We start from the raw sequence: 22,057 nt of genomic DNA, 5'->3' as shown, positions 1-22,057 counted from the left end.
CTAGCGGATAATGCCTCTGGTCGAACGTTTAAAGAAGTCGAGGAATAAACTGACCGCCGCTTCGGTTTTAGCGTATTGTTCAATTTCCGGCATCGCTTCTTCAAGGGTTTTTCCACTACGGTAAATCAATTTATACACATTACGAATAGCGTGCATTGTCGCTTTTTCAAAGCCACGGCGTTTTAGCCCTTCAAGATTGACCCCGAACGGTTGAGCGTGGTTGCCTTGCGCCATCACATAAGGTGGTACGTCTTGGCTGACCATTGAGCCGCCGCCTAGCATAACGTGCGAACCGATCACGACAAATTGGTGAATCGCCGACATTCCGCCGACAATCACAAAATCATCTAGGGTAACGTGTCCGGCAAGCGTGCCGTTATTGGCAATAATACAGCGGTTACCAATCTGGCAATCGTGGGCAATATGACAGTTGATCATAAACAGGTTATCATCGCCGACTTTCGTTACACCACCGCCCTGCACCGTGCCACGATGAATGGTAACACTCTCACGAATCCGATTGCGATGGCCGATACGGGTTTTGGTCGGTTCGCCTTGATATTTTAAATCCTGGTTGATTTCGCCAATGCTGGCAAATTGGAAAATATGGTTATCTTCACCAATTTCCGTATCCCCTTGAATCACAACGTGGGAATGAATTTTGGTTCTCGCCCCGATTTTTACCTCTTTGCCAATCACACAAAACGGGCCGATTTCGACCCCAGCCCCAATGCGAGCGCCCACTTCAATGACGGCAAGCGGGCTTATTTTTGCTGAAGAATCAATAAGTTGCATAGTTTTCCCTCTTGTTAGGGTGAATTTATTTACGGGCGCACATTAAATCGGCTTCACAGACAATTTTGCCGTCCACAAAGGCTTTGCCGCTAAAGGCAGTGATGCCACGGCGTTCTTTGACGAAAGTTACCTCAATCAGCATCTGATCACCCGGCACAACCGGACGCTTAAAGCGGGCATTATCAACTGCAGCAAAATAGTAGAGTTCGTTTTCTTTCAATTTGCCGTAACTTTTAATTGCCAATACGCCCGTAGCTTGTGCCATCGCTTCCAAAATCAGCACGCCGGGGAAAACGGGACGATCAGGAAAATGACCGGTAAAACAAGGTTCATTCACACTAATATTTTTTACCGCTTTCAGCCATTTTCCTTCTTCAAAATCCACCACCCGATCAACCAATAAAAACGGATAGCGATGCGGCAGCATCTCCATAATTTCGGTTACTTCAATAATTCTCGGTTCTCTTTGTTCAGTTTGTAATGCCGTCACTCTGACCTCTCTCGGTTACATAGGGTTATGCGTTAGTGAGTTGCTTCTCTAACGCTTTCAAACGTTTGTTCATTTCATCAATGTTCATAACTAACGCAGCGGTTTTACGCCACGCTTTGTTCGGTTGCAGCGGAATGCCGGACGAGTAAATCCCTTTCTCGGTGATCGGACGCATCACCATTCCCATTCCGGTAATAATTGCGCCGTCACAAATCTCCATATGACCGTTAATGACACTTGCACCGCCGATTTGGCAGAAACGCCCGACTTTCAGGCTGCCCGCCATAATTACACCGCCTGCCACTGCCGTACCATAGCCAATATGCACATTGTGAGCGATTTGGCAAAGGTTATCAATAATCACATTATCTTCAATAACGGTTGGATCTAATGCCCCCCGATCAATACAGGTACAAGCGCCAATCTCGACCCGATTGCCGATCACCACGCCACCGGTTTGCGGAATTTTGATCCATTGCCCTTTATCGTTTGCATAGCCAAACCCATCACTGCCAATCACGGCGGAAGATTGGATCAAACAATCGCTACCGATTTGCACATTGTGGTAAATGCACACGTTCGCCCACAGTTGGGTTCTTGCACCGATTTGACTGTTTTTACCGATAAAGCAACCCGCCCCAATAACCACATCATCGCCTAATTCTACGCCACTTTCAATCACGGCATTAGCCCCGACAGAGACATTTTTCCCTAAAACCGCCTGCGGTGAAATCACGGCAGTCGGGGCAATATTTTCAGCCGCTTTTGGTGTGTTGTCCATATATTGCGCCAATAGCGCATAGGCAAGATAGGGGTTAGACACAACGATAAGATTTTGATTTTCAAGGCAAAACGGCACATCGTCTTGGGAAACAATAATCGCCCCCGCCTGACAAGCGCTCAGTTGCGGGCGATATTTTGCATTGGAAATAAACGTAATATGAACCGCCTCTGCTTTCTCCAAAGGCGCTATGCCGGAAATAGCCAAATCGGCGTTACCCCGAAGAGTACCGCCGATCTGCTCCGCTAACTGTGCTAAACGGAAAATCGCCATTATTTTTTCGCTTCTTCCGGTTTAGCGTCCGCAGATGCTTCTGCTTTTTCCTCTGTCTTAGGTGCATCGGCAGCTTTTTCCGGTAGCGGTTTTGCATTTGCTTTTAAGGCTGCCAATACATCTTCGGTAATATCCGCTTTTTCATCTTTGGCATACAGAGCCATTGCCGGAGAGAAGACTAAAGTATAACCTTTTGATTCTGCCACCGTTTTGATCGTTTGATTAATCTCTTCTACCACTTGTTTTTGCACTTCATTCGGATCGAAACCCGCAGAAGATTGTTGTTCTTTCGCAATTTTCTCTTGGAAAGCGGTAATTTTTTTCTGGAAAGCCTCTGCTTTTTTACCAAACTCCGCTTCACGTTTTTGGATCGCCGCAACTTTATTTTGGAACGCTTTATGCTCTGCATTGATTTTATCTTGGCGAGCTTGGATCTCTTTAGAACGTAAACGTGGTGCTTCTTTTTCTAGCGCTTCGACTTTTTTCTTTAATGAAGCTTCTACGCTGCTTTGCTCTTTTTGCAATTTTTTGGCATCGTCTTCTAATTTTTTACGCTCTGCCAATAATGCTTTCTCTTCATCTTGCAACTTTTTATCTTCATCGGCAAATTTAGCTTCGCTCTCTTTCATAAATTGGGTCATTTTTTCATTAGCCGCAACCATCCAAGGGTGATTTTGCATTAAATAACCCGGATCGGCAAAACCGATTTTATCGTTCGCATTCGCTGCATTTGCTGAAAATGCAAGAGCTGCGGCCACTGCCGCTAATTTAAATAATTTTTTCATAAAATACATATCCTTTTGGGTGAAATAATCTTGACAGGCGGTCGATTTCAACACAATTTTTGCAAAAAAGTTGTCCTAATCGACCGCTTGCGATGAGCGTTTAGAACGAGCTACCAATGCTAAATTGGAATTGCTCAATTTCATCGCCGTTATATTTTTTGATTGGTTTTGCATAGGAGAATGCAAGTGGCCCAATCGGTGAATTCCATTGGAAACCAATCCCCGCCGATGCACGCACACGTTTGTAATCTTTGAAATTATCAATACGTAGATCTTTAGGTGTAATTACTCTTCCACTATTATTAGTGAGTTCTACATCATTAGACCATTTTGTATTCCAAACTGTTGCAGCATCAACAAATAATGATGTTCTGACGTTATGCTGATATTTTTCGCTAATAAACGGAGTCGGCATAATCAACTCTACACTTGCCGTTGCAATCGCATTTCCGCCGATAACATCATTCGATGGATTTAAGAAACCGCCTCTTTCCTGCTCGGTTGCCGCACGATAGTAAATCGCTTTCGGCCCGATTGCACCGTAACCGAAGCCACGCAATGTGCCGATACCGCCCGCCGAATAATGTTGATAGAACGGCAGGTTCTTACCGCCAAAACCGTTGGCATAGCCGACACCCGCTTTGGTGGAAATAACCCATTTATGTTCACGGTTAAGCGGGAAATAATTTCTAAAGTCGGCGTTCAGTTTATAGTATTTGTTATCCGATCCCGGAATTGTTACTTTTCCACCGATATTTGCCGCTGTGCCTTCCGTTGGGAAATAACCACGATTGAGGCTGTTATAGTTCCAACCAAAGGAAAAATCAAAGTCTTTCGCTTTAATTTTCGGGTAAACATTGCTCTCTTGGTTAAACGGGAAGTTCATTGAACGCACATAAAGATCACGGGTAAATTCGCGCTCTGCATTTTTGATTTTATCGTGCGTAAAACCTAAACCAAGGTAGTATGAGTTGTTTTCATCCACCGGGAAACCTAATGTGCCATTTACACCGTAGGTTCTACGCTGATATTTAGACGATGAGCTGCTCTTTGAATTATCATAATCTTCATAAAAAACATTACCGCCAAGGCTTACACCATCTTTTGTGAAGTACGGTTCGGTATAGCCAAGGTTCACACTCGTGCTGTAGTCATTACGAGTACCGGATAAGCTGATAGTCGATCCCATTCCCAAGAAGTTATCCTGCTTGATACCAGCCTGATAGCTTAACCCACTCTCCGATCCATAACCGATCCCGAAGTTAATACTACCGGTATTACGCTCTTTAATTTTATAGACCAAATCAACCTGATCCGCCACATTTGGCACATTCGGGTAACTCAATTCTACGCTTTCATAGAATCCGGTTCGTTCTAAACGGGCTTTACCCAGTTGAGCGGCGGTGGTAGAAAGCCAAGCGCCTTCCTGCTGACGCATTTCACGGCGTAGGGTGGAATCCGCAGTAACGTCATTGCCTTCAAATCGGATTTTTCGCACATAAATGCGTGATCCCGCATCGACAATATAGTTGATCCGCACGGTCTTATTTTCTTCATCAAAAATCGGGAAAATATCCACTTTTGGTGAACCGAAACCGTTTTCACCCAGTATAGCTTTAATCCCTTCTTCTATTTTCGCCAATTCGTCTTTACGGAATAACTGACCGGATTTGAAATCTTTCAATAGGGCGTTCAATTCTTTGTCTAAACGTGCAGTATTACCGGAAATACGCATTTCGCTGATATGATATTGATCGCCTTCGTTAATTTGATAGGTCAGATTGACCTCTTTTTTGTCTTCGCTGAATTGCACATCGCTTTTTATCAAATCATACTTGGCATAACCGCGGTTCATATAAAAATCCCGCAGGTTTTCAAGATCTTGGTTATACGGCTGTTGCTCAAATTTGCTGCTTTGGAAAATATTCCACCACGCGACATCCGGTTGAATATCAAGCTGTTTGGTTAATTCTTTTGCGCTAAAGGCTTTGTTACCGTCAAAATTGATCTGCTTCACGTAGGCGACATCGCCTTCGCTGATCACCAATTTAACATCAACACCGCCGTTCTCGCTTTTATTGGTTACGGTATCGATCGTGGCATTATAACGACCAATGGAATGGTAATGGCTTAATAATGCTTCTTTGAAGGCTTCTACACGTTCTGCATTATAGATTTCGCCTTTTTTGATTAAGTTGGCAGTTAAATTCTGCTCTAAAGGATCTTTCGGAATTGCGGAGTTGCCTTCAATATCCACTTTGTTAATGATCGGAAACTCCGTAACTTTAATGACTAACGTATTACCTTCTCTGCTTGCCCGCACATCAGCAAATAATTCTCTGGCAAAAAGTTGTCTGACCACATTCGCCACATCATTATCAGTCGCTTTTTGACCGACTTTTACCGGTAACCCGGAAATAATCGCCGCCCCTGTTTCAGGCTGAACGCCGTCAATACGAATATCTTTAATCACAAAAGGCGCAGCCACCACGCCGTTTGCAATTAAAAGTGTAGAAAGTAAGAGTTTTTTCATCGAAATGATCCTATTCGTTTGCAAAAATATGTGAAAATCTAACCGCTTACAAGCGATTAAAAATGAATTAAATCGTTAAATAACGCAAATGCCATCAAGCTCAACACAAAAACAATACCAAGTTGTTGAAATCTTAGCTGAATCTTCTCGGCTATCGGTTTACGGCGAATTGCTTCACCGGCTAATAACACTAATTGACCGCCGTCTAACGGCAAAATCGGGAATAAATTCATCACCCCAAGGTTCACGCTAATCAATGCCATAAAGCCTAAATAATAGACAAACCCGATTTCTGCGGTTGCGCCGGCCCCTTTTGCCATTGAAATCGGGCCACCCATATTGCTAAGCGATAACTGCCCGGTAATCAAATGCCCGATAAATTGCAAAATAGTGTCAATTAACGCCCAAACTTTGCTTAAACTTTTCTCCAATGCCGTGAGCATATCATACTTTAACTCGGTGCGATATTTATCCTCGAGCGGTTGATAGCTCGGCTGAATACCGATTAAATAGCGTTTTTCTTTTTTTTTAGGCTGTATAGATACTCTCTGTTCTACGCCTTGACGCTCAATCTCTAATACCAAGGGTTCACCCGTTTGTACCTGCTCAACTAAAAAAGCCCAGTCAAACGGCTGTTGATTGATGCGAATAATCCGATCACCTGTGATTAAGCCCGCCTGTGCTGCCGGTGAATTTTCGACTACGCCTTTAATTATTGGTTCAATCACACTACTTTTCGGACGAATACCTAGTGCCGTGAGCGGATTTTGTTTATTGCCGTCCACCTGCCAGCCACTCAAATCTAATGATGAGTATGCCGGAAAGCCGCTCTCCATATCGTAACCTTTTAGCTCAACCGCACTTGAACCGACTTTGCCGACTAAGGTTAAAGTTACCTCCTCCCAATCCCGTACTTCTCTGCCGTCTATATGGGTAATTTCAAATTCAGGCGTCAGTTGAGCTTGAGCAGCAATAGAATCCGGCAAAACTTCACCGATAACCGGCTTCACCGTTGGTACGCCAAAACTAAACACTGCCCAATATGCGACAATCGCAAACAAAAAGTTAGCGATCGGGCCGGCTGCAATAATTGCCGCCCGCTGCAACAGACTTTTATGTTTTAAGGCGTGTTCTGTCGGTAAGTTCAGCTCCGGCTCGCCGTTATACATTTGGACATAACCGCCGAGAGGAATCAGCGAAAAGGCAAATTCCGTGCCTTGCTTGTCCTTTTTCCGCCATAGCACTTTACCAAAGCCGATAGAGAAACGCAGTACCTTTACCCCGCATTTGCGGGCAGCCCAAAAATGACCGTATTCGTGCACAAAGACTAAAACACAGATGAGAACAAAAAAAGCAACAATAGACGTCAAAGTAAGCCCTTATACCAAAAAGAAAAAGCCGGTTGCAAACACAGGTACGGCAGCGGTTAAACTGTCAATCCGATCTAAAATCCCGCCGTGCCCCGGGATCAGATTACTACTATCCTTAATCCCCGCTTGGCGTTTAAACATACTTTCGCTTAAATCGCCTAGCACGGAAACGGCAACGGTCATAATGGATAGCACAATAAATGAAACCGTCTCGATCTCACGTCCAAAAACATTCGGTGCAAATTGTAAAAAACCCCCCGCGATCACAGCCGATGTCAGCACACCGCCGATCGCCCCTTCCCACGATTTGCCCGGCGACACTTTCGGCGCAAGTTTACGTTTACCGATCGCCCGTCCGACAAAATAAGCACCGGAATCCGCTCCCCAAACCAACAAGAATACATACAGCAGTAAATAAGTGCCTTGATATTGATTAAGCGGATATTGGTAGAAACGTAGTGCCAACACCCCGATCAAAAAAGGAATCAGCGTACAGAAGCCGAAAATAAATTTGGCACTCACGGAATGTTGCCAGCCTTTCGCCGAGTTCGGATAGGAAACAACCAATCCCAATGCAATGCACCACCAAATGCAACCGAGAAATAATAGCGGGGTGGTTGCATCGGTTAAGAAACGGGCGGCTCGAATATAATCGGTGCTGGCAACCATTGGAAAAAAGAGTAAACAGGTAACCACAAATGCGACTATCGCACGGGCGATCGGACGTTTAAAACCGACAAACTGCGCCCATTCCCACATTGCCAAGACAACAATCGCCGATAATGCAATCGTAAACGGCAGAGGCGGCAGCCCAAATAATGCCACTAATGCGAAAGCGATCATCACAATCGCCGACAAAACTCGTTGTTTAAGCATTTATGCTCCCCTTTATTCAGCAACCGCCAAAACGGCGATCACGTTGTTGATAAGCGATAATCGCCTCGCTAAAGCTGTTTTCATCAAAATCCGGCCACAACACCGGGCTAAAAAACAGTTCCGCATAGGCAATTTGCCACAATAAAAAATTACTGATACGTTGTTCGCCGCTGGTTCGAATCAACAAATCGACTTGCGGCTGATCTTCGGTAACCAAGGCTTGCTGAAAAGTCTCAGTGGTAATTTGTTCAACGGTTAATGCCCCCTGTTCAACCTGCTGCGCCAGTTGTTTTGCCGCATTCACAATATCCCAATAACCGCCATAGTTTGCCGCAATATTGAGGGTTAAACCGCTATTGGCGGCCGTTAATTGTTCCGCCGCTTGAATACGCTGTTGCAAATGGTCGCTAAAGCGGGACTTATCGCCAATAATCTTCAAGCGGATATTATTTTTATGCAACGTTTTGACTTCGGAATTTAACGCTTTCATAAATAACGTCATCAATGCCGATACTTCTGTTTCCGGCCGGCTCCAATTCTCGCTGCTAAAGGCGTAGAGCGTCAGCACCTGAATATGATGACGGGCTGCAAAATTTACCGCATTTCTGACCGCTTTCACGCCGTTTTGATGTCCAAAAATGCGTAATTTGCCTTGTTGTTTCGCCCATCTGCCGTTACCGTCCATAATGATGGCAACGTGTCGAGGCATTTTGGTTGGATCAAAGCGCACGGAAAACTCTCTTTGTTTATCTCAAATTAACGCTCAATCATAGCATAAGGCATAACTTTCGGAAAAGCACAACCGATTAAAAATTATCCTTTTGTTTGCGTAACCGTGTAAATTCAGCCAAGGTTTGTGCCTTTAAAAACGGATTGATCTGTTTTTCGACCCCGATAGTTGTCGGTAATGTCGACCGGTTTTGCGCTCGTAGCATATCCGCTCGCTCTTGATATTCCATTAAAACGCAGCTCGGCGGCAACACCGCTTCGGCAAATTTGAGGTTACTTTGGGTATATTCGTGCGCCGGATAGACGGCTACCTCATCATCTAATGCGGCAAAACGTTGTAAGGCGGCAAACTGTGCCGCATAATCTTGCGTAAACACCCGCCCGCAACCGCCACAAAACAGCGCATCGCCACAAAATAAATAGCGCTGATCAACCAAATAGCTGAGATGCCCTTCGGTATGCCCTCCGCTCTCGATGACCTCGATCGGTAAATCCAACAGGCTAAATTGCTGCGTCGGATAAACAATCTCCGTGGCAAATGCCGCCACTTCTTGCGGGCCGAACACCTTCAACTGCGGATAATTTTTTCGCAATGCAAGCACCCCGCCGGTATGGTCATTATGATTATGGGTCAGCAAACAAGCGGTCGGTTCAAGCCGATATTTTGCTAAAAAATCGCTCACGGGCTGACTTTCGCCCGGATCGACAATCACCGCTTTCTGCCCTTTCGCTAATACCCAAATGTAGTTATCTGCCAACGCCGGAATCGGAAAAATTGAAATCATCATCTTCACCAAAGTAAAAGGGCAAATCTCATTGCCCCGCTTACGTTAAGTTATTTTAAAAAGAGTGCGGCTGCGCCCCGTGTGCCGCCTGCATCGCCGTGAATTGCTTTTTTCAATACCGGCACTTTAGCACTGCGCATTAAATGCGGCGGTAACGCTTTTGGTAGCGCCTCATAGATATAATCGAAATTCGATAACCCGCCGCCAAAGACGATCATATCCGGATCTAACACCGTAATCAGATTACCGATGCTCACCGCCATTAACTCAATGAACGTATTGACAAATTCGACCGTTTTCGGCTCATTTTGATAAAAACGGCTGATGATGTTTTTCGCATCAAGTGTCTCGCCGACTAAATCACGGTAAAGCATTTCAAAGCCGCGTCCGGAAAGATAGGTATCCAAACAAGCTCGGTTGCCGCAGCCGCATTCGTAAATCGGTGCATTATCCCAGCCGAGTAATTTCAAGGCGTGATAATTGAGCTGCATATGCCCGACTTCGCCCGCCATACCGATATGACCGGAGTGAATTTTGCCGTCAAACACTAAGCCGCCGCCAAAGCCCGTACCTAAAATCAGCCCTAGCACAGTAGCATATTGCTGATTATTTTCGTCCCACGCCTCCGACAGTGCAAAACAGTTGGCGTCGTTTTCCCCTTTGACCTCACGCCCTAGCCGTTCGCTCAGATCACGGATAATCGTTTTACCGTCTGCCACACGGATATTGGTGATTTCCGCCACGCCGGTTTCACGGTTCACAAACCCCGGCAAGCCTAAACCGACATTCCCTTTAGTCGCAAATTTTTGATCGGCATTACGCACCAAGGTTTCTATTGTGTAAAGCCAATCTTCATAGCTGGTTTGCGGCGTTGGCACTCGCTCACTGTACAGCTTTTCCAATTTGTCGTTAAACACTGCCAGCTCAATTTTGGTGCCGCCAATATCCAATCCATAATAAAACGTCATTGTTAGCCTCGCTTTCTAAATAAAGTCCAATTTTCTAAATAGGGAACAAGCCAGATAAACAGCACTAAATGAAAAGCCCACGCAATCAGAGTGCTGATAAACAGATCGATAGGATAGTGCATTCCCAGCCGTAAACGGCTGATCAGCATCAAAGCCGACCACGAAATGGCAAAAATTTTGGCGAAAACGACCGCTTGCCCGGTTAAGCCCGCCAATAAACCGGCAAAAACAAGCAGCCAAGACACTGAAAAAATGGTATGACCGGACGGAAACGAGTAACCCGTTTCATTTTCACGGTGTTTGGCAATCAGCGGATAGGGCGAATCTTGATAATGAGCCGCTACTAACTCGCCCCGTGCTTGGCGAGTCAAATCGTAGAACTGCTCGGTGTTCTCGCCCATCATCGCCACCACATAAGGCCGAGGCTCGGCAAAGGTATGCTTCGCCACTGTTTTTATCGCCTGCGTGCCAATCACCGAGCCGGCACAAATCGCCCCGACCAATAGCCAAGAGTAGCGTTGGCGGGTTAAGTACATCAACCATAGCATCAGTAACACACAGGTGATGATCGCATAAGGCACGGAGCCGGTTTCCGTCAGCCAATACAGCGGATAATCTACAATGCCGATCACATTTTCATCTCCCGACCATTGCCAGCCGCTCAGCCACGCAATCACCGGAATGATCACCATCAACAGTGTATAAAAGGTTAATTTTTGAAACACAATTTTCCCCTATAAAAAACCGCTTGCGACAACAAGCGGTCTGTTTAACTCAATTTTTTGCAACCTTAAACGGATTTTGTCGCTTTCGGTAGGCTGATTTTCTTCTCTTCGCTTTGGCGGTAAAGCACCAAAATATGCCCGATCGTTTGCACCGCCGTTGCTTTGGTTTCCCGCACAATCGCATCAATAATCAACTGTTTCATCTCCCGATCCGCACCGGCAATTTTCACTTTAATCAATTCGTGGTGATCGAGGGCATTGTCAATTTCTGCCAGCACACCTTCCGTTAAACCGTTACCACCCAGCATCACGACCGGACTTAAATGGTGTGCCAATCCTTTCAAATATTGTTTCTGTTTTGTAGTTAATGTAATGGACATTGATCTTGCCTTTCAAAATAAAAAACGGTTGCCAAAATAGCATAAACACGCCGATTTTTAAAGGAAGAATTGTGCTAAAATGGCGACCATTTTTTTGTGAAAGGAACAATTATGCCGACACTCAGCGTTGCAATGATCGTTAAAAACGAAGCCCAAGATCTCGCTCAATGTTTAGAAAGCGTCAAAGATTGGGTGGACGAAATCGTGATTTTAGACAGCGGCAGCCAAGATGATACGCAGAAAATTGCCGAACGCTACGGCGCAAAATGGTTTACCCATACCGATTGGCAAGGCTTTGGCAAACAACGCCAACTCGCGCAGCAATATGTGTCGTCCGACTACGTGTTATGGCTGGACGCTGATGAGCGGGTTACGCCCGAACTGGCACACGCCATTCAACGAGCGGTTAAAAATGACGAGCCGAACACGGTTTATCGTCTTGCCCGTTTAAGTGAAGTCTTTGGGCGGCAAATCCGCCATTCTGGTTGGTATCCCGACTATGTAGTGCGCCTTTACCGTACCGATTACGCCCGTTATGGCGATGAATTGGTGCACGAAAAAGTGCATTATCCGTCCAACAGTAATGTGAAAACCTTACACGGCGATCTGCACCATTTCACCTATAAAAATATTCATCACTATTTGGTCAAATCCGCCGGCTATGCAAAAGCGTGGGCAGAGCAACGAGCCAATGCCGGAAAAACGGCAACACTTTGGCAAGGGGTGAGCCACGCACTTGGTTGCTTTGTCAAAATGTACCTGCTCAAAGCCGGTTTTTTAGACGGCAAACAGGGCTTTTTACTCGCGGTGCTTTCTGCGCATTCTACTTTCGTCAAATATGTGGATTTGTGGGACAGAAGCCGACCACGTCCCTGATGTTTTCCACTTGCAAGCGGTCGGATTTGCCGATAAATTTGCTAACTTTTTAGAGAATAAGGAATTTTTGTGCGTGTAGCAGACTTTCATTTTGATTTACCCGATGAGCGCATTGCCCGTTATCCCACCCCTGAACGTACAGCCAGCCGATTACTTTATCTCAATGGCGAAACGGGGGAATTTCACGATCAGCAATTCCCTGATCTGCTTTCACATTTAAACGCTGGCGATCTGTTGATTTTTAATAACACACGGGTAATTCCCGCCCGCCTATACGGGCGAAAAACCAGTGGCGGTAAACTTGAGGTGTTGGTTGAACGGATATTGGACGACAACCGTTGTTTAGCGCATATCCGTTCGTCAAAATCACCCAAAGTTGATGCTGAAATCATCTTAGGCGAAGATAAATTGGGCGAAGGCAACGGCTTAAAAGCAGTGATGCTTGCCCGCCACGATGCGCTCTTTGAGCTGAAATTTGAAGGCGAAATGCCGTTGATCGACCAACTTCAGCAAGCCGGTCATATGCCGTTGCCGCCTTATATTGACCGCCCCGATGAAGAAGCCGATCAAGAGCGCTACCAAACCGTCTATAATCAAATTCCCGGTGCTGTTGCCGCTCCAACCGCCGGCTTACATTTCGACACCGAGTTATTGGCACAACTAAACGCAAAAGGCATTAAGACCGCCTTTGTTACCCTACACGTTGGTGCAGGCACGTTCCAGCCGGTTCGGGTCGAAACCATTGAAGATCACAAAATGCACGCAGAATATGCCGAAGTATCGCAAGCGGTGGTCGATCAAATCTTGACAACCAAAGCCGCCGGTAAACGGGTGATTTGTGTCGGGACAACCTCTGTCCGCTCGATTGAGAGTGCGGCACAGCAGGCGGAAAAGCAAGGAAAGCTCATTGCACCGTTCTACTCGGATACGAGCATCTTCTTATATCCGGGCAAAACCTTTCGGGTGGTTGATGCGCTGATTACCAATTTCCATTTGCCCGAATCTACGCTGATTATGTTGGTGTCTGCGTTCGCCGGCTATCGCCATTGTATGCAAGCCTATCGGCACGCGGTCGATCATCACTATCGCTTTTTTAGCTATGGCGATGCGATGTTTATCACCAAAAATCCGCACGCAACAGACGATATGCCTTCAGCTTAGATAGCACGCGGTCGGATACGGCGATTTTTTATCAAATAAGGCTATTTTAATGTTAGCTAGGGAAAGGTGATCTGCCTAAAACATTAGGACGGAGCGTCAGCAAGCTGTCCCTAAGCTAAGCTCAATACTTGCTCGTATCAGCAAGTTCTACTTGACCAATCCAACGCTTACCCATAAAAAAACGCACCCTCAGGTGCGTTTTTTGCGTTAGGTTAGAATCGGGTAGCCAAGTTGTATTACTACAACTTAGCCCCCTAAGAACTGTACAAGCAAATTTCTCTGCATACAGCTCAAGCCTTTCTATTAACTGCTACGCAGTCGATTTCACAACGTTCAAATTCAGGCGATGAATTTGTTGGTGACACTCAGGATGTACTAAACATCTGTTATTTAGTGAATCCGTTCCACCATACATTTTGTAAATTATATGATGATCGTGCCAGCCGCTTTCTTTCGTTATTGGCGTATTACACAATGCACATTTTCCTTTCTGATCTTTGTAAAGAGCTTGCCATTGCTGTCTGTGTGATTGTTCATCATACATTCTGGCTTGAGCAAGGTTTTCTCCATACATTTCCCATTCTGGTAGAAATGGTTTGTATTGTGATTTTATCTTTCTGTGTCGCTTAATTTTCACATACCCACAATAGAGTAAATCTATTGGGATTTGTTCACCTTTGTTGCTGTTGGTGACTGTGCCGAACATCCAATTCCGAGTTACATTTGAATAAAAGTATTTCTCTTTAATCCAAATTTTTCCTTTGTTTGGATGTCTTCGTCTGCACCAACGCCATAAGGCTTTCCAAATTAAACTATCCATTCGGTTAAATATCACTTTAGCCACAACGTGTTTATGATAGTTTGTCCAACCTCTTATCATTGGATTTAATACTTTTATTAGGTCATCTTGTTTCGCCATTTTCATTTTTGAAATTGATTGTTTTACCTTGTCATAAAATGCTTTTGCATTTTTCTTACTTGGTTTAATAATCAATTTTTTATCAAAACGTTTAACAGTCCAACCTAAAAAGTCAAATCCGTGTTCGATATGCACTACCTTGGTTTTACTTTCCGATAAGGAAAGTCCTCTTTCTGCAAGAAAGTTTTTCACCATAGGGATAACTTGTTCTTCCAGTAATTCTTTTGATATACCTGAAATAATAAAGTCATCTGCATACCTAACGAGGTAGGTCCGATGTTTTGCTATTTTAAGACTATTCTTTGCACCAAAGTGCTTGATTAGCTCTTTTTCTAACCCATCTAACGCCATATTTGCCAACGTTGGAGAGATAATACCACCTTGCGGTGTCCCCTCCGTTGTTGGTTTTAGTTGACCGAACTCAACAACACCTGATTTTAACCATTTCTTGAGTATTCGCTTATTCATTGGAATATGCTTGAGTAGCCAGTCGTGGTTAATAAAATCAAAACAACCATGTATATCTGCATCCAGTACCCATTCTGCCATTTGACGAGATTGGTTTCCTTTTGTTGAAAATATACTATGTATATGTGATATAGCATCTGCCGTTGAACGGTTTAATCTAAATCCATACGAATTATTGTCTGCTGTTGTTTCTGCTATGGGTTGCAATGCTAGTAAATACAACATTTGCATTGCTCTATCTTTCATCGTGGGTATGCCTAATGGACGTTTCTTCCCATTTGACTTTGGAATGAAAACCCGTCTTAATGGTTTAGGTTGATACCCTTTACTTGATAGATCTTGTATAGCAATCCATTTGGATTCAGGTGTATCCCAAATCCGTTTATCAATACCAGCGGTTCGTTTGCCTGTATTTTCCGTCACCCGTCGTACTGCTAATGCTTTTGCATAAAACGAGTGGGTAAGCATTCGTTGTAAGTTTTTAACCTTACGCCAATTGCTTTCCTGTGTTGCCTTCGCAATCCGCACCTGCATTCCTTTCACATATCGGTTTGCTTTATACCAATTGATATAATGCCATTGCGATATATGTGAGGTCGCTGGAGCTAGACTGCTTACTAATTTCTTAGTATGATGAGTTTGCTCTTTCATACTTACCTCCGTTGAGAGATAAGTTTTCTTGGTAAATTAATAGTTCCTCTTTCTGTTTGGACACTTCAAGAGCTGCTATGATTACCAATAAACTTACACTCTTGAATCACTAAGGATAAAGAGTGCGTGCGTTGGTTTTATTTGATTGGTTTTCAATCTGCAAGCCAACGCTCGCTTTTATCCCGTCAAACTTTAAAGGAATTTGTCAGACATCTTGCGATGAAAGACCGGTTAGAAGTCTGCACCCTTTCGGGTTAGGTCATATTTCATACCCTATTTGCACCATTACAGTACAACCTTCGCTTTCTCTAACTTCTTTTACCTACACCACCGACAGCATTGCTTACGCGTTGCCTGCCATTTTTCAGGCGGAGATATAGGCTTACCAAGTTCCATTATTACTACATGGATAGGGAAGATATAGTCTTTTTCCCGACAGTGTTTATGATGACGTATCCCAAGGCTAAAATGAGATAACCCACTGCATACCTTTTGGTTCAAGCCGATAGCGACCGTAGGCTTGTTCTACATAACGAGAATTACGACTATTCACTTACGTTTATCTTTCTATCCAACCTAGTCCCTCAACCCAATGGTCGTTTCGAGTCTCTTATTAATACTTCACAGTATTAATAACCTTATCGGGGGTACATTGTCAGGAAGCTCCGCACAAAATCGTTGCCAATTATGCACTATCCCTAGGTTACTGTTAGTCATATAACAGGTTACACTCATTTATTTCTTCGCAACTGCATATATCAACGTTGAAACGAATTGTAACAATAGTAATAACAGCTTACTCATACTTAACTAAGTTGTTACCTAATACAGCAATAAATAAGCCCTTGCTGGTTTGCTTTAAAACTTACTTTATCCATTAAACAAATGCTTAATGGTACTTTGTTTACTTTTAATCCTCTAATAGGAAATAACTAACCTTTAACAAACAAAAGCTCATTTGTTAGTAATGATTATTTCAATGAAAGGGGATTTGGGTAAATTTAGACCGAGAAGTAGCCGTGCTGTTCCGCAAGCCATTCACGGGCAACTATTACTTTCAAGTTGCTGAGGGTGTTTCTTAATAAAAGAATATCCCGAAGTACAGTAAATAAAGATAAGTGTAAAGGTGGCAACCAAATAGAAGAAATTCCACTTTCTTATACTCGAACCGTCTCAGATTGCTACGGTATCTTTCGGACTTTATTTATAGTAGGGTTGAATAATCATTCTTTATGGACGATACGACGTTTTGGATTTGACCCAAGTCACTCTATAAATAGGCGACTAACGGTAGTCCTATCTTTTGATAACGGATCTTGCTTTCTTACTCCTCTTAATATTTATCTAAATATTAAGTACATAAAAGTGAAGACCATACCTTATTACCGCATAAAGTTGGAGATATTCTTACCAACTTAGAACTAGATCTTGAGCGACGCTCCTTTTCTAGTCTGCTACCCAAACTCTTCCCGAGAAGATCTGAATAGTCAAGAGAAAGCTACATTACATAGCTTTCTCTTAATTGAGTTAAATCCTTGATATATAAGGACTTAACCCCAGTAAGCACGACACTTGTCGCACTTAGCCTTTGTAGTTGTGAACTAATGCGACTAAGTCTAATACTTTGTTTGAGTAACCGGTTTCGTTATCATACCAAGAGACTAATTTAACGAAAGTATCGGTTAATGCGATACCTGCAGCGGCATCAAATACAGAAGTTTCTACTGCACCGTTAAAGTCTGTTGAAACAACCGCATCTTCAGTATAACCTAATACGCCTTTCATTTCGTTTTCAGACGCACGTTTGATTTCCGCACAGATTTCAGCGTAAGTTGCCGGTTTTTCTAAGTTAACAGTTAAATCAACAACAGATACGTTTGCTGTCGGCACACGGAACGCCATACCGGTTAATTTACCGTTTAATGCCGGTAATACTTTACCAACGGCTTTTGCTGCACCGGTTGAAGATGGAATGATGTTTTGTGATGCACCACGACCGCCACGCCAGTCTTTCGCTGAAGGACCGTCAACGGTTTTTTGCGTTGCAGTTGTCGCGTGAACTGTGGTCATTAAACCTTCTTTAATACCGAATTTTTCGTGAATAACTTTGGCTAACGGCGCTAAACAGTTTGTTGTGCAAGATGCGTTAGACACGATGTCTTGTCCTGCATACTGGTCAAAGTTCACACCGTTTACAAACATTGGGGTGTTGTCTTTAGACGGACCGGTTAATACTACTTTTTTCGCCCCTGCTGTGATGTGTTTACGAGCAGTTGCATCATCAAGGAATAAACCGGTTGCTTCCACAGCAATATCCACACCGATTTCGTCCCATTTTAAGTTTGCCGGATCACGCTCAGAGGTAACACGGATTTCTTTGCCGTTTACCACTAATTTGCCGTCTTTAACTTCAACAGTACCATCGAAACGACCGTGAGTTGAGTCGTATTTCAGCATATATGCCATATAGTCAACATCGATTAAGTCGTTGATACCCACAACTTCGATATCATCACGTTTTTGTGCTGCACGGAATACGATACGACCGATACGACCAAAGCCGTTAATACCAATTTTAATTGCCATAGATTTTCTACCTATATTTAAAGTTAAACAAAATTCGTCCTTCCATCTTATCGGAAAGCTAGCCCGATTATAGCATAATCTTTCCCTTTTCTGACAACTGTAAAGAACACCGGCAAATATAGCAGATAAGTTTTATGTGATCTATGTCAAATTTTTGAAAAAACCTTCTCCGAAGCAGTCAGAAAAGGATAGAATACCCGATCATTACTCTGCAAACCAACGGGACTAAAATGATTAAGGATATAAACGAACTCACCGAGGAACAGATTGACATCTGCCTCAATAGCGGTACGGAAAAACCCTTTAGCGGCAAATTCCTCAATGAAGATCGCATCGGTACATACCGTTGTGTCAGATGCCATAATGCGCTCTTTCGCTCCGATACCAAATTTGATGCCGGTTGCGGCTGGCCAAGTTTTTACGAAACCATTTCGGAAAGTTCGCTCCGTTACTTAGACGATTATAGCCTTGGGCGACACAGGGTTGAAATCCGCTGTAGCAACTGCGATGCTCATATGGGACACGTTTTCCAAGACGGCCCTCCGCCAACCGGATTGCGTTTTTGTCTTAACTCTGTCGCGTTAAACTTCAAATGGGACGAAACCGGCGAAGAAATTGACGGTTAAAGATCTTGAATTTCCCCTGAATTTAACCTAGAATATGCAACCTTTATGGCGCTAGGATCACCTAGCATTTTATCAATACATATGGTGTCAGACAAAATAGATGCTCTGATGGCGATATGGCTTCTAAATGAGGTTTTCTATAATGAAACAAGGTATTCACCCAGAATATAAAGAAATTACAGCAACCTGTTCTTGCGGTAATGTGATTAAAACCCGTTCAACAGTCGGTAAAGATTTAAACCTTGATGTGTGCGGTAACTGCCACCCATTCTATACAGGTAAACAACGTGTTGTTGATACCGGCGGTCGTGTTGAGCGTTTCAACAAACGTTTCAGCATTCCAAGCACAAAATAATAAATTAAATAATGACTTAAACCCTGCAGTTTGCAGGGTTTTATTTATCTGAGCATTTATATGACTTCACATAATACGCCTATATTTGTTATCAATTTATTAAAATCTATCGAACGTAAATCTTTTATTGAGCAGCAATTTTCTCAGCTTGAAAAAGACCATATAAACATTAACTATCAATTTTTCCCTGCGATAAACGGAAAAGAAGATCCTAGCTTTTACTTATTCAAAAAATATAATGCTCAAAAACGCTTTCAGCGTAAAGGTAATTATATGAACCTTTCCCAACTCGGTTGCTTTGCAAGCCATTATCTACTGTGGGAAAAATGCATTGAGCTTAACCAGCCTATTATTATACTGGAAGATGATGCAATTATTAAACCAAACTTTCGTGAAGTGTATAACTTTATTTCATCTCAAACCGAATTTGAATTTCTCTGGCTAAGCTGCCCCGCACCAGCCAGACAATTGCAAAAGCATAAAGAAATACTCAAAATAAATGAAAACTGTTCCGTTCACCAATTCTATGAAGGGTGGGGCAATACAACGGCTTATTATATTACACCCAAAGCAGCTCAAAGATTACTAAATTATACTTCAGAATGGATTTATGAGGTTGATATTACAATGGAAAGGTATTGGGAGAATAAACTTAGCTATTTAGGCGTTAAACCATTTTGTATTCAACCTAATTTTGAACTTGAAAGTAATATACCAGTTGATAAAGGCAGAAAAGAGAGAACATTTATGATTAAATTAAAAAGAGAATTTTACAATATAAAAGATAAATTATCCAAACAGATCTATTTAGCTAAACATTCTTGATATTTATGAAGTTAATTATTTTTAATCAATGGCTTGTTATTGGAGGGATAGAGAAAGTCTTGTTATCCTATCTCTCTATTTTTAGGCAATTAGGCTATGATATTGAGCTTGCTATAACCTATAATGTTGATGCTTTCCCAAAGCATTTCCAAAATGAATTACCATCAGGTATAAAAACATACTTTTGTTTATCTGATACCGACTCTAAATACTTTTTAGATATTAGAGAAAATAAGAAAAACTCCCTTAAATCTAAATTAAGATATGAATATAATCGAATAATTCTTGATAGAAAATACAAAAATTTCTGTTTAAATATCCTTAACCATAATAATTATGATCTGATTATTGATTTTAGCGGTTCATTACTCAAATTACTCTCAAATAACACTTTTAAAAATATAAATACTCCCATTATCCGCTGGAATCACTCACAAATCCCAACAGATAAAAAGAGTCTAAAAAAATACCAAAAATCACTCCCTAAGTATCATAAAATTATTGCTATCTGCGAAGAAATGAATAACAATTTAATTAAATATTTTAATCTTCCAAAAAATAAAGTCATTACAATTAGTAATCCCATAAATATAAAAACGATAGCACAAAAATCTCAAATAAAAACCGAGTGTAAATATAATGATAAATACTTAATTATCATATCTCGTTTAGTTGAAGGAAAAGGGCTTTCAGAGTTAATTGAAATTTATGCAAAATTAAAAGAAGAAAAAGGCATTCAGCATAAACTATGTATTATCGGAGATGGCTACTATAAAAATAAATTAGAAAGTACGATTCAACATTATCATCTTAGTAATGATTGTTACTTATTAGGAGAAATGGACAACCCTTATCCTTATTTGAAAAATGCAGATGTATTTGTCTTTACATCAGAGAGTGAGGGGCTAGGTATGGTACTCATTGAAAGTATGGCTCTCGGTATCCCTGTTGTTGCAATGGACTGCCCAACAGGTCCTAAAGAGATTTTAGGCAGTAATAGTGAATATGGAAAGCTCATTCCTATGCATAATAAATCTTTATTTTGTGATGTCGTGATAGAACTATTGGAAAATAAAACGCTTTGGCATCATTATTCTCAACAAGGATTACTGAGAAGTCAGGATTTTTCTACCGAAGTAATTAGCCGGAAAATCGATCTCTTTTTTAAAACAATTGTTAAACGCTAATTTTCACATATTTAATGGAACTCCAAAGCCTAAAGCTCTTTTTAGATATTAGCCAAACTCAAAGTTTTATTCGTACGGCGGAAAAAAATCATTTAAGTGCGTCGGCACTTTCCCGCCATATTCAACGAATGGAGCAGGAAATCGGGCAGCCACTTTTTCTGCGGGATAATCGCCAAGTGATACTCACTGAGGCAGGGCAGCAATTCTTGCCTTTCGCCCAGCAAACTTGGGCAAGCTGGCAACAAATTCAGCGTAAACTGTCTGCACAACAGGCTGACTTAGAGGGCGAGCTCAAATTATTCTGCTCCGTTACCGCCTCATATAGCCACTTACCGCACATTTTATCCAAATTTCGCCAGCGTTACCCTAAGATTGACATTCAGTTAAGCACGGGCGATCCCGCTAAAGCGCTACACAATGTGCAATCTCTCACCGCCGATCTCTCCCTCACCGGTAAACCGGAAAACCTGCCGCCTAATATCGCGTTCCATTATATTGACGATATTACGCTGTCAATGATAGCCCCTCGCATTGCCTGTCCGGCAAGCCAGCTATTGCAGCAGCAACCGATTGATTGGCAGAATGTTCCCTTTATTTTGCCTGTGGACGGCCCTGCCCGCAAGCGGATCGATCACTGGTTTAAATTGCAAAAAATCAAACATCCCAAAATTTATGCAATGGTGGAAGGACACGAGGCGATCGTACCGATGGTCGCTCTAGGCTGTGGCGTGGCATTGCTGCCCGATGTAGTGGTACAACACAGCCCTGTGAAAAACCAAATTAGCTATCTCAATCTGCCATTATCTGCTCACGCCTTTGAATTAGGTATCTGCGTTCAACAACGTAGGTTGCAAGAGCCAATCATTCAAGCATTTTGGGCATTATTAGCTGATCTGAATTAAACTTGATAGCC

21 protein-coding genes are annotated in these 22,057 nt (G+C 42.7%); 7 read left to right on the top strand and 14 right to left on the bottom strand.

The genetic code is table 11. The features are described from left to right. From lpxA to yhbY, 12 genes are all read right to left on the bottom strand, one after another. Complete coding sequence (gene lpxA / locus RO21_RS06670) at positions 1 to 795, bottom strand: acyl-ACP--UDP-N-acetylglucosamine O-acyltransferase (RefSeq protein WP_047977020.1); 795 nt, start codon at positions 793 to 795, stop codon at positions 1 to 3. A 25-nt stretch (positions 796 to 820) separates the two neighbouring features. Then, complete coding sequence (gene fabZ, locus RO21_RS06665) at positions 821 to 1,285, bottom strand: 3-hydroxyacyl-ACP dehydratase FabZ (RefSeq protein WP_084724264.1); 465 nt, start codon at positions 1,283 to 1,285, stop codon at positions 821 to 823. A 25-nt stretch (positions 1,286 to 1,310) separates the two neighbouring features. Next, the gene (gene lpxD / locus RO21_RS06660) at positions 1,311 to 2,339 is read right to left on the bottom strand and encodes a UDP-3-O-(3-hydroxymyristoyl)glucosamine N-acyltransferase (RefSeq protein WP_047977019.1); all 1,029 of its coding nucleotides are present in this window, start codon (positions 2,337 to 2,339) and stop codon (positions 1,311 to 1,313) included. Further along, positions 2,339 to 3,124, bottom strand: a complete 786-nt coding sequence (locus RO21_RS06655; RefSeq protein WP_047977018.1) for an OmpH/Skp family outer membrane protein — start codon at positions 3,122 to 3,124, stop codon at positions 2,339 to 2,341. The genes lpxD and RO21_RS06655 overlap by 1 nt, the downstream gene beginning before the upstream one ends. Before the next feature lie 100 nt (positions 3,125 to 3,224). Further along, entirely contained in the window at positions 3,225 to 5,657 is a 2,433-nt protein-coding gene (bamA, locus tag RO21_RS06650; RefSeq protein ID WP_047977017.1) for an outer membrane protein assembly factor BamA, read from the bottom strand. Between the two features lie 56 nt (positions 5,658 to 5,713). After that, positions 5,714 to 7,027, bottom strand: coding sequence for a sigma E protease regulator RseP (gene rseP, locus RO21_RS06645; protein ID WP_047977016.1), 1,314 nt, complete (start codon positions 7,025 to 7,027; stop codon positions 5,714 to 5,716). A gap of 9 nt (positions 7,028 to 7,036) precedes the next feature. Further along, positions 7,037 to 7,903: a phosphatidate cytidylyltransferase gene (locus tag RO21_RS06640; protein ID WP_047977015.1), complete on the bottom strand. Its 867-nt coding sequence runs from the start codon at positions 7,901 to 7,903 to the stop codon at positions 7,037 to 7,039. Positions 7,904 to 7,919: 16 nt separating this feature from the next. After that, positions 7,920 to 8,633: a polyprenyl diphosphate synthase gene (uppS, locus tag RO21_RS06635; protein WP_084724263.1), complete on the bottom strand. Its 714-nt coding sequence runs from the start codon at positions 8,631 to 8,633 to the stop codon at positions 7,920 to 7,922. A 76-nt stretch (positions 8,634 to 8,709) separates the two neighbouring features. Continuing rightward, positions 8,710 to 9,417, bottom strand: a complete 708-nt coding sequence (gene gloB / locus RO21_RS06630; RefSeq protein ID WP_047977014.1) for a hydroxyacylglutathione hydrolase — start codon at positions 9,415 to 9,417, stop codon at positions 8,710 to 8,712. Positions 9,418 to 9,467: 50 nt separating this feature from the next. Further along, entirely contained in the window at positions 9,468 to 10,385 is a 918-nt protein-coding gene (nagK, locus tag RO21_RS06625) for an N-acetylglucosamine kinase (protein WP_047977013.1), read from the bottom strand. Positions 10,386 to 10,387: 2 nt separating this feature from the next. Continuing rightward, positions 10,388 to 11,110: a phosphatase PAP2 family protein gene (locus RO21_RS06620; protein WP_157019668.1), complete on the bottom strand. Its 723-nt coding sequence runs from the start codon at positions 11,108 to 11,110 to the stop codon at positions 10,388 to 10,390. 65 nt (positions 11,111 to 11,175) lie between these two features. Continuing rightward, positions 11,176 to 11,490, bottom strand: a complete 315-nt coding sequence (gene yhbY / locus RO21_RS06615) for a ribosome assembly RNA-binding protein YhbY (RefSeq protein ID WP_084724262.1) — start codon at positions 11,488 to 11,490, stop codon at positions 11,176 to 11,178. A gap of 111 nt (positions 11,491 to 11,601) precedes the next feature. On the opposite strand from yhbY, the gene RO21_RS06610 reads away from it, so the two are divergent. Both RO21_RS06610 and queA read left to right on the top strand, forming a co-directional pair. Then, a complete protein-coding gene (locus tag RO21_RS06610) occupies positions 11,602 to 12,366 on the top strand; it encodes a glycosyltransferase family 2 protein (RefSeq protein ID WP_047977012.1) in 765 nt (254 codons plus the stop codon). 69 nt (positions 12,367 to 12,435) lie between these two features. Beyond that, on the top strand, positions 12,436 to 13,527 hold the full coding sequence (queA, locus tag RO21_RS06605) for a tRNA preQ1(34) S-adenosylmethionine ribosyltransferase-isomerase QueA (RefSeq protein WP_047977011.1): 1,092 nt from the start codon (positions 12,436 to 12,438) through the stop codon (positions 13,525 to 13,527). A 310-nt stretch (positions 13,528 to 13,837) separates the two neighbouring features. Here the strand turns inward: queA and ltrA are convergent, their stop codons facing one another. Both ltrA and gap read right to left on the bottom strand, forming a co-directional pair. Next, the gene (gene ltrA / locus RO21_RS06600; RefSeq protein WP_047977010.1) at positions 13,838 to 15,565 is read right to left on the bottom strand and encodes a group II intron reverse transcriptase/maturase; all 1,728 of its coding nucleotides are present in this window, start codon (positions 15,563 to 15,565) and stop codon (positions 13,838 to 13,840) included. 1,581 nt (positions 15,566 to 17,146) lie between these two features. Further along, a complete protein-coding gene (gene gap / locus RO21_RS06595; protein ID WP_047977009.1) occupies positions 17,147 to 18,151 on the bottom strand; it encodes a type I glyceraldehyde-3-phosphate dehydrogenase in 1,005 nt (334 codons plus the stop codon). Between the two features lie 230 nt (positions 18,152 to 18,381). Between gap and msrB the strand changes: the two genes are divergently transcribed. The 5 genes from msrB to ilvY all read left to right on the top strand — a co-directional run bounded on the left by msrB (position 18,382) and on the right by ilvY (position 22,046). Next, a complete protein-coding gene (msrB, locus tag RO21_RS06590) occupies positions 18,382 to 18,777 on the top strand; it encodes a peptide-methionine (R)-S-oxide reductase MsrB (RefSeq protein ID WP_047977008.1) in 396 nt (131 codons plus the stop codon). 142 nt (positions 18,778 to 18,919) lie between these two features. Continuing rightward, the gene (gene rpmE / locus RO21_RS06585) at positions 18,920 to 19,132 is read left to right on the top strand and encodes a 50S ribosomal protein L31 (RefSeq protein WP_047977007.1); all 213 of its coding nucleotides are present in this window, start codon (positions 18,920 to 18,922) and stop codon (positions 19,130 to 19,132) included. 60 nt (positions 19,133 to 19,192) lie between these two features. Continuing rightward, positions 19,193 to 19,957 (top strand): glycosyltransferase family 25 protein, encoded by a 765-nt coding sequence (locus RO21_RS06580; protein WP_047977006.1) that lies wholly within the window; start codon positions 19,193 to 19,195, stop codon positions 19,955 to 19,957. A gap of 5 nt (positions 19,958 to 19,962) precedes the next feature. Next, positions 19,963 to 21,144, top strand: coding sequence for a glycosyltransferase (locus RO21_RS06575; RefSeq protein WP_053067732.1), 1,182 nt, complete (start codon positions 19,963 to 19,965; stop codon positions 21,142 to 21,144). Positions 21,145 to 21,158: 14 nt separating this feature from the next. Beyond that, entirely contained in the window at positions 21,159 to 22,046 is an 888-nt protein-coding gene (gene ilvY, locus RO21_RS06570; RefSeq protein WP_047977005.1) for an HTH-type transcriptional activator IlvY, read from the top strand. Positions 22,047 to 22,057: the final 11 nt, after the last annotated feature.

The organism is Muribacter muris (assembly GCF_001038205.1).
Lineage (GTDB): Bacteria > Pseudomonadota > Gammaproteobacteria > Enterobacterales > Pasteurellaceae > Muribacter > Muribacter muris.
The sequence above is the reverse complement of the archived record's forward strand: the minus strand, read 5'-3'. Positions and strand labels throughout refer to the sequence as shown.

Excerpts from the sequence above, each read along its gene's own strand:
- yhbY (WP_084724262.1), bottom strand. The coding sequence starts at position 11,490 with ATGTCCATTACATTAACTACAAAACAGAAACAATATTTGAAAGGATTG.
- rpmE (WP_047977007.1), top strand. The coding sequence starts at position 18,920 with ATGAAACAAGGTATTCACCCAGAATATAAAGAAATTACAGCAACCTGT.
- gloB (WP_047977014.1), bottom strand. The coding sequence starts at position 9,417 with ATGATTTCAATTTTTCCGATTCCGGCGTTGGCAGATAACTACATTTGG.
- RO21_RS06580 (WP_047977006.1), top strand. The coding sequence starts at position 19,193 with ATGACTTCACATAATACGCCTATATTTGTTATCAATTTATTAAAATCT.
- ltrA (WP_047977010.1), bottom strand. The coding sequence starts at position 15,565 with ATGAAAGAGCAAACTCATCATACTAAGAAATTAGTAAGCAGTCTAGCT.
- bamA (WP_047977017.1), bottom strand. The coding sequence starts at position 5,657 with ATGAAAAAACTCTTACTTTCTACACTTTTAATTGCAAACGGCGTGGTG.
- lpxD (WP_047977019.1), bottom strand. The coding sequence starts at position 2,339 with ATGGCGATTTTCCGTTTAGCACAGTTAGCGGAGCAGATCGGCGGTACT.
- RO21_RS06640 (WP_047977015.1), bottom strand. The coding sequence starts at position 7,903 with ATGCTTAAACAACGAGTTTTGTCGGCGATTGTGATGATCGCTTTCGCA.
- ilvY (WP_047977005.1), top strand. The coding sequence starts at position 21,159 with ATGGAACTCCAAAGCCTAAAGCTCTTTTTAGATATTAGCCAAACTCAA.
- msrB (WP_047977008.1), top strand. The coding sequence starts at position 18,382 with ATGATTAAGGATATAAACGAACTCACCGAGGAACAGATTGACATCTGC.
- RO21_RS06655 (WP_047977018.1), bottom strand. The coding sequence starts at position 3,124 with ATGAAAAAATTATTTAAATTAGCGGCAGTGGCCGCAGCTCTTGCATTT.
- RO21_RS06610 (WP_047977012.1), top strand. The coding sequence starts at position 11,602 with ATGCCGACACTCAGCGTTGCAATGATCGTTAAAAACGAAGCCCAAGAT.
- nagK (WP_047977013.1), bottom strand. The coding sequence starts at position 10,385 with ATGACGTTTTATTATGGATTGGATATTGGCGGCACCAAAATTGAGCTG.
- lpxA (WP_047977020.1), bottom strand. The coding sequence starts at position 795 with ATGCAACTTATTGATTCTTCAGCAAAAATAAGCCCGCTTGCCGTCATT.
- gap (WP_047977009.1), bottom strand. The coding sequence starts at position 18,151 with ATGGCAATTAAAATTGGTATTAACGGCTTTGGTCGTATCGGTCGTATC.
- RO21_RS06575 (WP_053067732.1), top strand. The coding sequence starts at position 19,963 with ATGAAGTTAATTATTTTTAATCAATGGCTTGTTATTGGAGGGATAGAG.